This window comes from Bacillus sp. CCNWLW194, from assembly GCF_037120585.1.
Taxonomy (GTDB): Bacteria; Bacillota; Bacilli; order Bacillales; family Bacillaceae_G; genus Bacillus_A; species Bacillus_A basilensis.
In genome coordinates, this window is the sequence record NZ_JBBBBL010000007.1 from 44,467 (window position 1) to 59,461 (window position 14,995).

Annotated in this window: 13 protein-coding genes and 1 pseudogene; 4 read left to right on the forward strand and 10 right to left on the reverse strand. The window is 34.4% G+C overall.

What is annotated here, in order from left to right; all coding sequences use genetic code 11:
* Positions 1–19: 19 nt before the first annotated feature.
* Both V7S50_RS16995 and V7S50_RS17000 read right to left on the reverse strand, forming a co-directional pair.
* Positions 20–691 carry an ABC transporter ATP-binding protein gene (locus tag V7S50_RS16995; RefSeq protein WP_242254391.1) on the reverse strand — a complete coding sequence of 224 codons (672 nt, stop codon included), beginning with the start codon at positions 689–691 and terminating at the stop codon, positions 20–22.
* Positions 691–1,755 (reverse strand): ABC transporter permease, encoded by a 1,065-nt coding sequence (locus tag V7S50_RS17000; protein ID WP_242254392.1) that lies wholly within the window; start codon positions 1,753–1,755, stop codon positions 691–693. The genes V7S50_RS16995 and V7S50_RS17000 overlap by 1 nt, the downstream gene beginning before the upstream one ends.
* A gap of 181 nt (positions 1,756–1,936) precedes the next feature.
* Here V7S50_RS17000 and V7S50_RS17005 point away from each other — a divergent pair, with 181 nt between their 5' ends.
* Both V7S50_RS17005 and V7S50_RS17010 read left to right on the forward strand, forming a co-directional pair.
* The gene (locus V7S50_RS17005; protein WP_242254394.1) at positions 1,937–2,563 is read left to right on the forward strand and encodes an ArsR/SmtB family transcription factor; all 627 of its coding nucleotides are present in this window, start codon (positions 1,937–1,939) and stop codon (positions 2,561–2,563) included.
* Between the two features lie 69 nt (positions 2,564–2,632).
* Positions 2,633–3,892 (forward strand): MFS transporter, encoded by a 1,260-nt coding sequence (locus V7S50_RS17010; protein WP_336376458.1) that lies wholly within the window; start codon positions 2,633–2,635, stop codon positions 3,890–3,892.
* A 143-nt stretch (positions 3,893–4,035) separates the two neighbouring features.
* Here the strand turns inward: V7S50_RS17010 and V7S50_RS17015 are convergent, their stop codons facing one another.
* The 4 genes and pseudogenes from V7S50_RS17015 to V7S50_RS17030 all read right to left on the reverse strand — a co-directional run.
* Entirely contained in the window at positions 4,036–5,412 is a 1,377-nt protein-coding gene (locus V7S50_RS17015) for a sensor histidine kinase (protein WP_242254398.1), read from the reverse strand.
* Position 5,413: 1 nt separating this feature from the next.
* Entirely contained in the window at positions 5,414–6,091 is a 678-nt protein-coding gene (locus tag V7S50_RS17020; protein WP_000781967.1) for a response regulator transcription factor, read from the reverse strand.
* Positions 6,092–6,243: 152 nt separating this feature from the next.
* Positions 6,244–7,083, reverse strand: coding sequence for a YitT family protein (locus tag V7S50_RS17025; protein ID WP_063222304.1), 840 nt, complete (start codon positions 7,081–7,083; stop codon positions 6,244–6,246).
* 352 nt (positions 7,084–7,435) lie between these two features.
* Positions 7,436–7,702: pseudogene (locus tag V7S50_RS17030) on the reverse strand (2TM domain-containing protein); the annotation flags it as partial.
* Between the two features lie 277 nt (positions 7,703–7,979).
* On the opposite strand from V7S50_RS17030, the gene V7S50_RS17035 reads away from it, so the two are divergent.
* On the forward strand, positions 7,980–8,234 hold the full coding sequence (locus tag V7S50_RS17035) for a SunI/YnzG family protein (protein ID WP_242254402.1): 255 nt from the start codon (positions 7,980–7,982) through the stop codon (positions 8,232–8,234).
* 193 nt (positions 8,235–8,427) lie between these two features.
* Here the strand turns inward: V7S50_RS17035 and V7S50_RS17040 are convergent, their stop codons facing one another.
* Positions 8,428–9,069 carry a hypothetical protein gene (locus V7S50_RS17040; protein ID WP_242254404.1) on the reverse strand — a complete coding sequence of 214 codons (642 nt, stop codon included), beginning with the start codon at positions 9,067–9,069 and terminating at the stop codon, positions 8,428–8,430.
* A gap of 289 nt (positions 9,070–9,358) precedes the next feature.
* Between V7S50_RS17040 and V7S50_RS17045 the strand changes: the two genes are divergently transcribed.
* Positions 9,359–10,390: a S66 family peptidase gene (locus V7S50_RS17045; RefSeq protein ID WP_242254406.1), complete on the forward strand. Its 1,032-nt coding sequence runs from the start codon at positions 9,359–9,361 to the stop codon at positions 10,388–10,390.
* Between the two features lie 283 nt (positions 10,391–10,673).
* Here the strand turns inward: V7S50_RS17045 and V7S50_RS17050 are convergent, their stop codons facing one another.
* The 3 genes from V7S50_RS17050 to V7S50_RS17060 form a co-directional block, all read right to left on the reverse strand.
* A complete protein-coding gene (locus V7S50_RS17050; RefSeq protein WP_048530324.1) occupies positions 10,674–11,099 on the reverse strand; it encodes a DUF4879 domain-containing protein in 426 nt (141 codons plus the stop codon).
* A 655-nt stretch (positions 11,100–11,754) separates the two neighbouring features.
* Entirely contained in the window at positions 11,755–13,191 is a 1,437-nt protein-coding gene (locus V7S50_RS17055) for an MBL fold metallo-hydrolase (protein WP_242254409.1), read from the reverse strand.
* A gap of 66 nt (positions 13,192–13,257) precedes the next feature.
* Positions 13,258–14,457, reverse strand: coding sequence for an FAD/NAD(P)-binding oxidoreductase (locus V7S50_RS17060; RefSeq protein WP_242254411.1), 1,200 nt, complete (start codon positions 14,455–14,457; stop codon positions 13,258–13,260).
* Positions 14,458–14,995 lie beyond the last annotated feature (538 nt).

Here is a 14,995-nt window from a genome sequence, read left to right on the forward strand (position 1 = left end):
GTACGGTTGGCCTTTTTCTTTATATTAACTGTCCATCTCGAAGCGTCAATATACGATCACATACATCAAGCATTCTTTCATCATGTGTAATCATAATGGCTGCTTTTTGGCTCTCTTTCACTTCGCGTTTCATCATTTCAACGACTTCACGTGCGCGTTTTGAGTCTAAGCTTGCCGTTGGTTCATCTGCTAATATTAAATCTGGGTTGTTCATGAAAGCTCGAGCGATTGCCACCCTTTGTTTTTCCCCACCAGATAGTTGATTTGGATAATGATTTTTTCTTTCTCCTAATCCAAATGCCGTTAATAAATGATCCGCACGCTTTTCTGATTCTTGTTTACTTTCTTTTTTCAGCTTTGCAATGTAAAGCAATTGTTCTTTCACATTTAAATATGGAACAAGATTTGCAAATTGGAAAATGAATCCGATTTTTTTCAAACGAATGTCTGTCATTTCCTTTTCCGATAACTGCGTAATATTTTGCTCACGAATGTAAATATCCCCTTTTGACGGTGATAATAAAGCACCCGCGATTGATAATAACGTACTTTTCCCTGATCCAGAAGGACCGACGATTCCGATAAATTCTCCGGCTTTCACATCAAGCGATATCGGATGAAGGGCTGTTACTTCTGTATCCCCTTCTCCGTACACTTTACTTACTTTGTCTAATTTTAATAATGAAGTCATTACATCCCGCCTCCAATTGCTTCTAGCGCATCAACTTTTAATACTTGGTATAACGAAATAAGTGTTCCTAAAATACTAATGACGATAAAGATTGCTGCATATTGTGCAATCATCGGTGTTGTTAATAAGAACGGCATACCTGCTGGTAAAATTGTTTCTAACCCTTGTACAAGAACAATACTAATTACCATCGCAACGACTGATAAAAATAACGCCTGTACGACTAAGCTATTTGCTAAATAAGAATTCTTTGTACCAATTGCTTTTAATACGCCTAATTGCTGTGTTTTTTGTAGTGTAATAACGTAGAAAAATACACCGATTAATAACGCAGCGATTACAAGTAAGAACGCAATAATCATCGTTAATGTTCCTTGCTCTTCTTTAAACCCTGGAATACTTTGTAGTACTTCTTTTTTATCAATAACATGAGCATTTTTAATCTCTTTATCTGTATTAAGCGCAATTGCACTATAATCTTTTTGGTTTGGTTGTGAGATAGCCCCCCATACATCTTCATTTACATATACGACTGGTGTATGGCTAAACATTTGGTCTTTCGTAAATCCAACGATTTTAAATTCTTTCTTTGAAACAGGATCAATAATTGTATCCCCAATATCGATTCCTTTTTCTTTAATGGATTCGTCAGCAACCATTTCATTGTTTGCTGTACTTAATTTCTCACCTTTTACAATGTTCGGTTCTAAAAATGTATCGCGTTCACTTGAGAAAATGGCAATATCAACCTTTTTCGAACTATCTTTCTTTTCGTACGTTGAAACTTTCACGCGAAACGGAACTGCCTCTTTCTCGCCTACTTGATTGACTACGTTATCTACATCGTCTTTCTTAATTTGTGAACGGAGTAATTTATTTTCCGCATCATCTGCTAAAACGAACTTATTTGCCTCCATATTTTGAATCGATGAAGCATTATCATATGATAATCCATTTGCTAATCCTGAAATAACAAGGACTAAAAATGATAATAACACCATAATCAGTCCGATTAATCCGTATCTTAATTTTGATTGTTTCAATTCACGCAGAGCTAAAAACATTTCGCTCGCTCCTTCCTCTTTCTTTCTATGCACTTATCATAAAAAAGAAATATGAACGGAATATGAACAGAAGATTACAGAAGAAAGATTAAATTTTCAGAAAGTATTGAAAATAAACAAAATCCTTGATACAATTCAGTCAAATAATCTTGACCGAGTAATTTCATTTGAGGAGTTGATTATGTTGAAGCCCATGTTCACACTAACTACTTATAGCCAACTAAAAGCAATAAGCGACCCACTACGTGTCGAAATGATGATGCGTCTATGCGAACGTCCTTATACAGGACAATTACTATCTGAGAAATTCGGCATTCCAAGGGCGAAAATTCATTATCATTTAAAAGAATTAGAGAAAAATGGTTTTATAGAAATCGTATATACAGAAGAAAAAAATGGCATCGTTCAAAAGTTTTATCAATCTGTCGCGAAAGGCTTCACACCTGCTGCAGATCTATTACCTCATTTAGAAATGTTAAGCGAGTCAGGTCGCCAAATCTTTTTACAAATGACAGAAATGACGAAAAGCCATATTCTCGCTGCACCAGAAGAAGCTTTTACATTACGAAAAGTAAGCGAAGACCCGGCTGAGTGGAATTACGTTTCATCCTGCTGGGAGTTTGATGCTACGCCGGAACAATTTCAAGTGTGGGTGAAAAAGTTTTATGAATTGATGGCTGAATTAAATGAAATCACAAAAGACGCGGAAAACGATCCAAATAGTAAATCGTATTACATTTCTACCACTGCACTACAAATCGATGAACGAGCAATGCAACGATTTGTGAAAGAAGAAGAAAAATCGTAACACGATTTTTTTTACATAAACGGTCAAATTTATTTTACCGAATAAATTTATTATAAAGGAGTAGATTAAATGGACATATTGAAAAACCGGAATTTCCTCTTATTATTTTTAGGGAGAATTTTTACAAACATAGGAGATAGCTTGTATTATGTAGCAGCGATGTGGCTCGTATATAAGCTGAGTGGTAATCCTTTTTATTCTGGATTAGCTGGTTTCCTTACGTTATTACCTTCTGCATTACAATTTCTTACCGGTCCATTCGTTGATAGATGGTCAATCAAAAACACCCTCGTCATCACACAAGTTTTGCAATGCATTCTTATTTTAATCATCCCTATTACACACTACTTCGACCTATTAACAGTCCAACTACTACTCATCATTATGCCCATCGTAGCCTTTATCGAACAATTCGCCTATCCCGCACAATCGAAAGCTTTACCACTTCTACTGCATAAAACACAATTATTAAAAGGAAACTCTCTCTTTTCATTTGCGTATCAAGGTATTGATTTAATTTGTACGACTCTTTCTGGAATATTAGTAGCACTACTTGGTGCCATTACTTTATATGTGGTCGACTCCTTAACATTCGCGATTACTGCCCTTTTGTTCTTTTCATTAAAAATGCCAACGCAAACCGAAACGGGCACATCACTTTCAACTAAACAATATTTCTCAGATTTAAAAGAAGGCTTTTCAATCGTCTTTCGTTCCTTAATGGGCGTCTTCTTAATCAGCTCAGTTGTCGCTAATTTTTCTATCGGTATGACGATGGCGATACTCTCTTCTTTCGCTGATTCTTTAGGAGGCGTGAAATTATATGGCTTCTTTTTAGCAGCTATATCCGCCGGCAGTTTAATTGGAGCACTCTTCAGTTCATGGGTTGGCAAACGTAATGTTGGCCACGTCTCCATTATTAGCTTTGCGGCTGGCGCTTTCTTTTGGTTTCTCTCTACGATCGTACCGTTTCAATGGCTATCTATTTTCTTATTCGGCCTAGCTTGGATTCCAATTGGAGCCACGAACATCTTATTTGCGACAATTAGTCAAATTGTAATTCCAAATCAATATATTGGACGGATCAATTCAGTCATGCGAAGTATGGGCACAATTGCTATGCCGTTCGGTTCTTTAATTGGCGGATACACCGCAAATGTATTTAGTAGCCAACTCATTTTCGCGCTCGCTAGCATCGGGATTTTATTCATTTCTCTAGTATGGCTACTTCATCCGAAATTACGTTCATTGCCGAAAGCTGATGAAATTACAGCGGATACTTTTGGAGTTCGGTTTAAGGAAGAGCGCGGGAAAGGTGCGGCTTTATAGCAGAAATACAGTACATGAAATTAATATCAGCGATTTTTTAAATATATCAGCGTAACTCGAATTATATCAGCGATTTTTCGATTATATCGACTTACCAACAAAAAACGACAAAAAAGAGGCTGTTCCCAAACAGCCTCTTCCATCTATTTCGGAAGTTCCACCCGAACAGTCGTCCCTTCCCCTTTTGTGCTATATACTGAAACAGTTCCCTTATGCAGTTCAACAATCTTCTGCACAATCGATAACCCTAAACCGCTACCTTCTACGTTTCTTGCCCTTGCTATATCTACTTTGTAAAAACGGTCAAAAATACGATCCATTTCTTCTTTTTCCATACCGATTCCGTTATCAGATATAGAGATAATGACACTAGACTCTAACTCTTCGACGAAAAACTCAATCGTCCCAGCATCGTTTGAAAACTTAATACTATTCGTGAAAATATTACTCCATACTTGATGAAGTAAGTTTTCATCACCTTTTATAGTGATATCTGGCACATCAAATTCAACGGCGATATCTTTCTCGCGCCATTTCCATTCGAGCATAAAAATGACGTCTTTAATTTGCTTCTGTAGATTGAATTCTCTTATTTGTAGAACCTTTTCCTCTTTATCTAAAGAAGCTAGCGTAAGTAACTGTTTACATAAACTAGACATCCGCTTACTTTCACCCTCAATAATTTGTAAGTAATGGTTTCTTTCTTCCACGCTCATCTTTTCTGTTTGCAACGTCTTCGAAAAACCTTGTATGGAAGAAAGCGGTGACTGGAATTCATGTGAAACGTTCGAAACGAATTCTTGTCTCATTTCATCTAGTTCTTTAATACTTTTCGTCATCTTTTGGAAGCTTGTAGATAACGTACCAATCTCATCTTTTCGTTTTACGTCTAATTCAATTTCATATTCCCCACTCGCAATTTTTTGCGTAGCGTTCGTAAATTTACGAATTGGACGAACAATATACCCTGCTGCAATCGCTATAAAAATGATACTTAATAAAACGATAAACCCAAGTAATACCGCTAGAAAAATTCGCATTTCACCAAATTGATTCTGAATGTCAGGACGAATAAATAATGCGTACTGTTTATCACCGTGTTTTACCGGTACACCGACACTATTAATTAATTCGTTATCGAAAAATCCTGTAATAAAGAGACGCGTTGGATACGTAGAGACACCATTAAACGTCTCCCCTCGCAATACTTTACGGACGGTATCATCACTTATCGTCGTCTTACGAAACGCATTGCCGATACGCTTTCCATTCTTTTGATCATCGACAATATAAATTTCATACCCTAACTTTGCAATAGAATGTAAGTACGCCTCTTGATTTTCTTCACTTTGCTTTTCATATAACGATTTAACTTCTTTCGCATACTTTAAAATCTTTTCGCTATTGTACGGTTTTAACTTCACCTGATAATATACGTTCGTTAATAAAAATCCAATAATACTACTAAGTAGCATAATACCGACTGTCATAAAAACAAATCTAGAATATAGTGATTTCATTTTATTTCAACTCCAACTTATACCCGAGTCCGCGCACCGTTGTAATTTGGAAATCATCCGTTCGTTTGGAGAAACGATCTCTTAGTCGCTTCACATGAACATCAACCGTTCGTTCATCCCCTTCAAAATCCATTCCCCATACTAACTCAATTAATTCTTCTCTTGAAAATGTTCTCCCAGGATAGCTAGCTAATTGTGATAATAATTCAAATTCCTTTAATGGAAGCAAAATTGTCTGACCGTTACACTTTACTTCAACACCTTTACGATCAATAGTCGTTCCGTGGAGTGTAATCATGTCAGCACTCAACATTTGATAACGACGTAATAAAGCTTTCATACGAAAAATTACTTCAGCCGGTTCAAATGGTTTTACAATATAATCGTCCGTACCAGAAATGAATCCTTTTTCTTTATCCACTAACTGATCTTTCGCCGTTAATAAAATAACAGGAATATCATGATACTTCCGTATTTCTTCACATAACGTATAGCCATCAACAAAAGGCATCATTATGTCTACGATCGCAAGATGAATATTTTCCTTCTCTAATACTTCTTGCGCTACCTTTCCATCTTCAGCCTCAAAAACTTTAAACCCCTCTTTTTGTAAATGATAATGTAATAATTCTCTAATATGCTTATCATCATCAGCTAATAAAATATGTATCATCTTCATTAAACCCTCTCTTGTTCATCCTTCTACATCACTACATTAAGAAACAATTGGATTTTTTGCAAGAAAAAGAAAAAGAATCTATTTTGAAAAAAGATGATTCAAAATAGATTCTCACGTTTTAGTATTTAGATTATTTTAATCAAAAACAATTTTTAAGCCTTCGAAATATCAACAAATCCTTCTCCGAACACATCACGAACATCGTGTATAGCGATGAACGCAGCCGGATCCGTAGTTTGAACAATCCTCTTTAGCTTCACTACTTCTTGCTTATTAATAACAACATAAAGAATGTCCTTCGGCGTTTTCGTGTAATAGCCATGACCAGAATACACGGTAACCCCTCTGCCCATTAAGGTTGTCACCTTCCCGGCAATTTCATCCGGATTATCAGAAATAATCGTAATGGCCTTTTTCGGATTTAACCCTTCAATTACAAATTCCATCACTTTCGTTCCTACATATAACATAATAATTGTCAGCATCAGTTTTTCTGCACCAATGATGAAATAAGATGAAAACGCAACGATTAGATCGAAGAACAGTAGACCATAACTAATGCTCCAGCCTAAGTATTTATGTGTCATCCTCGCTAAGATGGTAGTACCTGCTGTCGTTCCACCAACGCGAATGATGAGACCAATCCCGCAACCGATAAATATTCCACCGAAAATGGCATTTACGAGCATTTCATCAGAAGCAATCGTCCATCCTTCTGTTAAATGAAGAAATAGCGAGTTTGTAACTACAGCGATAATCGTATAAATTGTTGTAATCTTATTTAAAAATTTATAACCAGCTATTAACAAAATCGCATTTAATATTAAGTTGACTAAACCTGGTGACCACTCAAATAAGTAGTAAGTAATAATCGTGATACCTGTTACCCCGCCTTCACCGAACTCATTCGGGATAACAAACAAATTGACACCTAAAGCAAAAAGGAATGCACCAATAATAATAAAAATAATGTCTGTCGTTCTTTTTTTCATACAGTACCTCACTTCTTATGCAAATATTTCTTCAGATATAAACTCTCACCATTATATCGTGGAATATTCAAATCGAACAGTGGTTTATTTTTATTTTAATATAGAATGATAAATCAACTTTATCCTATATCGACATGTAATTAAAAAAGGATAACAACTGTATTTATTATGCGCTACAAATAAAGTTTTGATTTCACATGCAATTCAGCCTAAAAAATGAATATAAATACTCTCACTCGCAAAAACTTCGAATACAAAGCAAATAAGCGAAGCTATAAAATAGACTTCGCATCAAGCGTTTGATCATAGAAATTTATATGAGATTTTATATTCATACATTCCAGAAATAAATTCACTTATCTTTCTCCATATATTCTTTAATCTTTCGTTCTTCCCACTCTTTTCCGAATATCCCAAATGGAAAAGTTGTCAAACCATGTATAACGATACCGATCCCCCAACCTGCAAGTGGATATAAAAACCATAATTTACTTGAATCAGAGCTTATATTTATAAAAAAAAGCATTAAGTTAACTAGTGTATATACCGCTAAATGAATATAAAACGCTTTCAAATTCTCCACTCTTTTTTTAGCTCGTAAATAATTCTCATCTCGCTCCTTATATAAACACCTCTTTCATTATTGTATTTTTTAAATTCGCTCCGATTTAAACATCATATTCTAATCGGAAATCCCTTATTCTCAAAAATTTACAAAATAAAAAAGATCGTCTTCATTGTAGAAAGATTGCAGATGCCAGTGGATACCTTTTTTTGTTCGTAGTACGATACCTTGTGAAAAAATTGAAAAATCAAATTTCATAATAGAAATAAAACCTTTAAATCTGTATAATAAAATTAATAGTGACATTTTAATACAGAAAGGTTTTGGTAACATGCTAGGTATCGATGTTAAAAAAACAGATGAAGAATTAATTATTTCATGGCAACTAGCTAAGGTTCAAATTCCATTAAGTGAAATTATTGAAGTTACAGAAGATGAAACCTATGCTGGTGTAGAAGAAGAAAACGTAATCCGAATTGGAACAGCATACGCTACAACAGACCGGATTTTAATCAGAACAGTAAAACAAAATTATCTATTATTTACGACGAACAGAGTCGCAATTTTGAATAAAATCGATGCATAAGCAGTAGGCTAAAACACTTGTCTGTATGAGGTTGTTCAATTCAACTGTATACCCGCATTTTTAAAATTATTATAGATACAATGATGTACCTTAGCCCCGAATATAAAATAAAGAAAAAGTACCCATCGAATTATCATACATATGATAATTCGATGGGTACTGCATGATACATTTGTTATTTACAGAACTCTAATTAAGACCAAATCCAAACATCATCATTATTTTCAACGTTGCTCTTTACTTCATGCACTTTTTCGATATGATCCGTTGTGTTCCAGTTAATAGAACTTCCGCCCCAGCCCACATACTTCATATCAATTTTCACTTTCTCACCCGCATTAAATACTTGTCCCTTCGTTAAGAAAACATCAATAATCACTTTCTTCCCGTTTAGGGATGGATACTCCACTACGACATATTTAGTAGCACCTTCTCCCTCATCTTCCATCGTTCCTACTTTTGATACTTCTCCAATTACATAATCAGGTGAGCCATCTTCTTTCATGTGCATACCTAACTTGTTTGTTGTATTTTCAATTGCAGTTGCAACCATATATTCTGTAAAATTACGCATCATAGATCCAGTAGCTTTTACTTCATCTCCTACTTTCACGTTTGAAAGAGAATCTATATATACACTAACAGGTTCTTCGTATTGCTTAGATTTTACTACAATCACACCGTTATCTACTTCTACTACTCGTCCTTCTAACGTCGAGAAATTCGATTCAATAGAAGCTGCACTCGCTTTTGTTACTTCTAATCCTGGTAAATTTGTTCCTGATAATGCTGCAATTCCTAAAGCACCTGCTAAAATTATTTTTTTCATACCCATTATGAAACATCTCCATTCATGATGATTTTATTTTTGATTGGATACGACCAACCTGTAACTATTATAGTTACAGGTTGGTCAAAATAGCAACCATCTTTCTTATGCAATGTTGCATACTGTAATTTTCAAATATAAATCGATTATTCCTATATTCAACACTAAGACTGAATTCTTGAATCCCAGCAGGTAAACGGATTGATGATGAAGAAACTAATGTCATGCATCATATTTTTCAATACTACAGGTTGTATAATCGTAGTCCATTACATTATGTAGGAGCGGTGTTCACATGTTAATAAAACCAAAGAGGTTACAAGCAGGAGATATTGTGGCGACAGTAAGTCCTTCATGGGGCGGTGCAGGTGATTCTGAAATAAGATGGCGATATGAGCAAGGAGTAAAAAGATTAGAAGAAGTTTTTGGTCTTACGGTTGTTCCTATGCCAAATAGTTTAAAAGGTAGTGAATTCATTTATAACAACCCACAAGCTCGTACAGAAGACTTAATGACAGCATTTAAAGATTCCCGCGTGAAAGCAATTATTGCGAATATTGGCGGTGAAGATAGCATTCGCCTACTTCCCTATATAGATTTTAATGTAATACGTGAAAACCCGAAAATTTTTATGGGATACTCTGACGTTACTATTTCACATTTATTTTGTCATAAAGCAGGTCTTTCCTCTTTATACGGTCCGGCAATTTTGACCGACTTTGCCGAAAATGTAGAGATGGATCCATATACAGTTGAAATGATAAATCGAACTCTCTTTTCAACTGAAACGATTGGCGAGATTCAACCAGCTCATGAATGGACGAGTGAGCGTTTAGAATGGATAGAAATAAATAAGGATACAAGGCGTACGATGCAGCAAAACAATGGATATGAGGTACTTCAAGGCTCTACCACTGTACATGGGCGTTTAATTGGTGGGTGTATAGAAGTATTGGAATTTGCAAAAGGAACGGAGCTTTGGCCTGAGAAAAAACATTGGGAGGATAGTATTCTCTTCTTTGAAACTTCTGAAGATCATCCAGAACCAAGTTATATAAAATATTGGTTACGAAATTATGCAGCGCAAGGCATTCTGCAAAAAGCAAAAGGAATTATTTTTGGTAAGCCACAAGACGAAATGTATTATGAAGAATATAAACATGAAATACTGCAGGTTATGAAGGAACATCATTTAGAAAATTTGCCAATTCTTTATAATTTAAATTTTGGCCATACTGAACCGAAGTTTATTTTACCTTACGGTGCGATGGCAGAAATTAATTGTGGAAATGGAGCTTTCTCTATTTTGGAAAGTGGCGTGGAATAAAGTGAAACTTTAATCAGTGAGGGTTCCATTCACATCGCTATCAAGCTAACATTTTGAAGTTCTCCCAGAACGAAAATTTATTCTTTTCATAGGTATTCAAGAAAATTTAGTTTATTTTTTTATGTTAAATATCGCTTTAGAATTTCTGTCTTCCCCCCTTCACATAATCATTACAATAAAATAAGAGTCTTTCCATTAAGGAAGACTCTTACTTATCATATAAATGAATTCAATTTTATAAATTTCATGTTGCGTGTCATAACCCTATAGCTGTGCACAATATTTATTTGATATAGATTGATGTTCGCATTGTATTAAATGGAGCGTTAATAGATGTTTTTTGATATTCAAATGTTCCTTGCTGATGTCCTGAGGCATCCCACTTATAATACCAACCAACAATTGGTTTTCCACCAATTATAGTAGAGCCAATACTTTTCACATTAAAACCATTCATTTTCGCAAATGGATTTTGACCATATCCCATTTCCTTCGTAGTAATATATAAGTATTTTCCCCCGTGGTCACGTGTTGTGCTAAAACTGTTTGGATTAATCGTTTCTACTCCGCCCTGCTCAGATTCTACTTGTACAACGTTTAGTGAAGTAAGTGGTGCTGCAGGTCCAGCAGAAGCTTCTGGTGCCATTCCTAATCCGACAAACGCAGTAATTGCCAAAGATGAAATACCAAGCGCTGCTTTTTTAAACATAAAAACATCCCCTTCCATCTATTGTTTTCTCTTTCATTGCAAATATAATCCTATTACCTTTATATGTATATAGTTTAAAACTGTAGAAATATTAATGAGAATATTCTATCTTATGTTTCTGCAATTATATGACATCCAATTATTTATTAATAAAAAATAGGAACAGATCATATTGTTTGTTCCTATACGCTTCTAACCTATGAATCTATATGATTTTTATTTTGATTCATCTGTCCATGCCTTAGTATGAACATCATCACTAGGGGCATACTACAAGATGAAGAAAAGAAACGAGAGAAAAAATAAAATTCAAGGTTGTATTAAATAAGAAAAGGATTGAAGATGCAAGAATTCATTTTCATTTATATATATTAATGTATAATAAAAGGGAACTACTCAACATTTTTCGTTAAAGATAGTCTATTAACCTCTAACTCTAACTACCTAATGAACTCAAGTAAACATATCTTAAGTCATTTTAAGAGGTATAAAAAACACCTTATAGCTATAAGGTGTTTTTTATATTTCAGCTCTTTAAAATTCTTCTATTTCAACTGTAAAATGTGGCTTGAATTTCATTTCACTTCAATTCTATTTCTTCTCCTTGATTGTAAAGTGTATCATGACCCATTTTAAATTAGTAAGAATCATTTCCCTACACATTGATACTACAAGTTGTATAAGGAAGCTCTTCTTTTTTCCATGCAAGAAATCCTCCCTTTAGATTCACCACTTCCTTTATACCAGCTCTTTGTAAAATACTAGCTGCTATAGCGGAACGCAATCCGGTTCGACATTGTAAAACTAATGGGCAATCTTTTGGTATGCAATCTAGCTGCTTAAATAAATTTCCTAGGGGGATATGTATTGCATCTTGAAGATGACCGTCCTCCCACTCTTTTTTACTACGTACATCGATAATCTTAACGCTACCATCCTTTATATGCGGATATAATTCAATCGATGTTTTTTCTTTGTAACTTTCAAATCTATCAAGTCTTTGTATTACTTGTAAGGGTGCAAAAGCAATAATATTATCTAGCCCAATAGATTCAAAGTCCCTAATAACCTCCTCCACTCTAACCTTTTCCTCATCTAGAATGATTAAAGTTTCTGTTTTATAATCTAGTAACCATCCACACCAGGTTGTGAAGGAATTGTTATACGGTATGTTAATTGATTTCTCGATGTGACCAGAAGCAAAACTCTCTACCTCTCTTATATCAACTATTTGCTGAACACTTCTCATAACTTCTTGAAGTTCTTCTACTGTTTTAATAGCAAAAACTTCTTTTTTCTTACGAATTGGAGGACCATACTTATTTAAATTCTTCATTAAAGAAAAATAACTTGGAGGCTCTGGCTGCCCCGTCAATAAAGTCGATACAAAATCACTTTCTTCATTACACTGAAATGCCCAATTGAACATCTTTTCATAACCTAAAGTAGAAGTCGGAATTGCTCCTAATGCTTTTCCACATGCGCTTCCTGCACCATGTGATGGCCATATTTGCAAATAATCAGGGAGTATTTTTATTTTTTGTATAGAATCAAATAATTGTTTCGCTCCTATTTTTGCGGTATCTTTCATACCTACAGCAGTTTCTAATAAATCGGGTCTTCCTATATCTCCAACAAATATAAAATCACCTGTGAATATTCCTATTGGCTTATCATTCGTATAGTTATTTTGACTTGTATCAGTTACTAAAAAAGAAATACTTTCAGGTGTATGCCCTGGTGTGTGAATTACATTAAATTTTATATGACCTACTTTAAACTCTGTCCCCTCTCTAACCAAATTATATCGACCTTCGTTAAGATATTGATATTTCCAATCACAATCACCTTCATCAGATACATATAAATTGGCATGATAAAGAGTAGAAAGTTCTCTAGACCCAGAAAGAAAATCTGCATGAATGTGAGTTTCAGCCACAGCAATTACTTCCATCCCCTCTTTCTTAGCAAATTCTATATATTGTTCTATATAGCGACCCGGATCAATTACAATTGCTACACCTTCCTTTTGACAACCGACTAAATAGGAAGCATGTGCTAATTTTTCATCATAAAAATATTTTAAAAGCATAGCTATTCCCTCCAAATAGTTATTTCAAATTACTTTTCAACATTTGTAACCGCTTTCTATATTCTCCTATAGGATCCCTTTCAACATAAAGTTCCAATACATATAGGGCAACATATATCTTTTAAGTAAAAACATACTATATCGTTCTTTCGCTTGATTAAACGGAAACGTTTCTTGAGGCTCATGTTCATAGTTAAATTCAGCGAGTATAAGACTTTTATAACCTGTAACAATGGGGCACGATGTATATCCATCATATTTAGCATGCAAGTCTCTTCCGTTAAGTACGTCCATAATATTTTGTTTTAAGACAGGTATTTGTTTTCGAATTGCCGCTCCAGTTTTAGAGGTTGGTAAATTGGTACAATCTCCAAGTCCGAAAATATTCTTATACTGTACATGTTGCAAAGTATAAGGGTTTATATCTACCCAGCCCTGGGAATCACTTATTTCACTCTCTTTAATAAAATTACGTGGCCCCATAGGTGGAACAACATGGATCATACTATACGGTACTGTCTCTCTTTTCAGTGTTTGCATATCTTCAAAAATTGCCTCTTTCTTCTCAGCGATAATTTCTACTAAGTTTTTATTATAATTTGTTATTATTTGCTTTCTTTCTAGTACTTGTTCTAATGTATTAGCATATCGTGGAACCTGAAATATGTTAGCGTTTGCGGTATAAAACATTACTTCACTTTTGTTTCTTACACCGCTATTAGAAAAATACTCTTCTGCTAAATACATAATCTTTTGTGGAGCACCACCGCATTTAATAGGAGTATTTGGGTGGGTAAACACCGCATTTCCTCCTTTAAATTTTTCAATTTCTCTCCAAGTAGAATCAACATATTTATAAGAGTAATTGCTACAAACCCCATTAGTCCCAATAGACTCCTTTAAGCCTTTAATGCCGTCCCAATTTATTTGTATACCGGCTGCTACAATAAGAATTTCATACTCAAGCAGCAGTCCATCATCTAAAAGTAGCTTATTTTCATCCGGAAACAACTTAACAACACTTTTTGGGATCCATGTTGCCCCTTTTGGAATAAGCAATTCTTGATCACGTATCGTACTTTCCTTTGATACAATTCCTCCCCCCACTAAACTCCATAGTGGTTGAAAGTAATGTTTTTTTGATGGATCAATAATTGCAATACTTTCTTTCAATAGGGGTACATTTCGTAACAAATGTGCAGTAGAAGATATTCCAGCAGTCCCAGCACCAATTACAATAATTTTATAACTATCTCTGGTCTTCATTATCCTCTTCCTATCTAAAATTGATTTTTAAAATAACTAATTAGTAGCTGTATTTTCATCCTATTAACATTATTATAATTTAAAAACACCATGTATTTATTTGATTAAAATGAAAATTTTGTTAATTAAACCGTCAATATTACTTTATGCGTAATTCCCCTATGTTACTTCCATCTTTTATATTTCTCAATGCTAGTCTTTGTCCTATCTTACTTTAATTACAATTTCTCTCTACGCTCAAATCTATCTTTATCTCCTTTTTCCAAGAAAGTGCTTGTTCTAGGCCGTCTTCACCATTCACTTCATAGCTTATTTTCCAAGCTCTAATCGTTCCAGAATTAACAGAAAACTTTGTCGTAATGTCAGCTATTGAATGATAACCATCTTATAAAATAAGTTCCATTCATCCGAAAAACACCCCTGATTTCCATTATTCATAGGAAATCAGGGGTGTTTTTCGGTATATAAACCTTTAAAATTATTAATAAGTCTTCTTTTAAAATATAAATGGTTAAACAGATGAAAAAACTTCGACTGT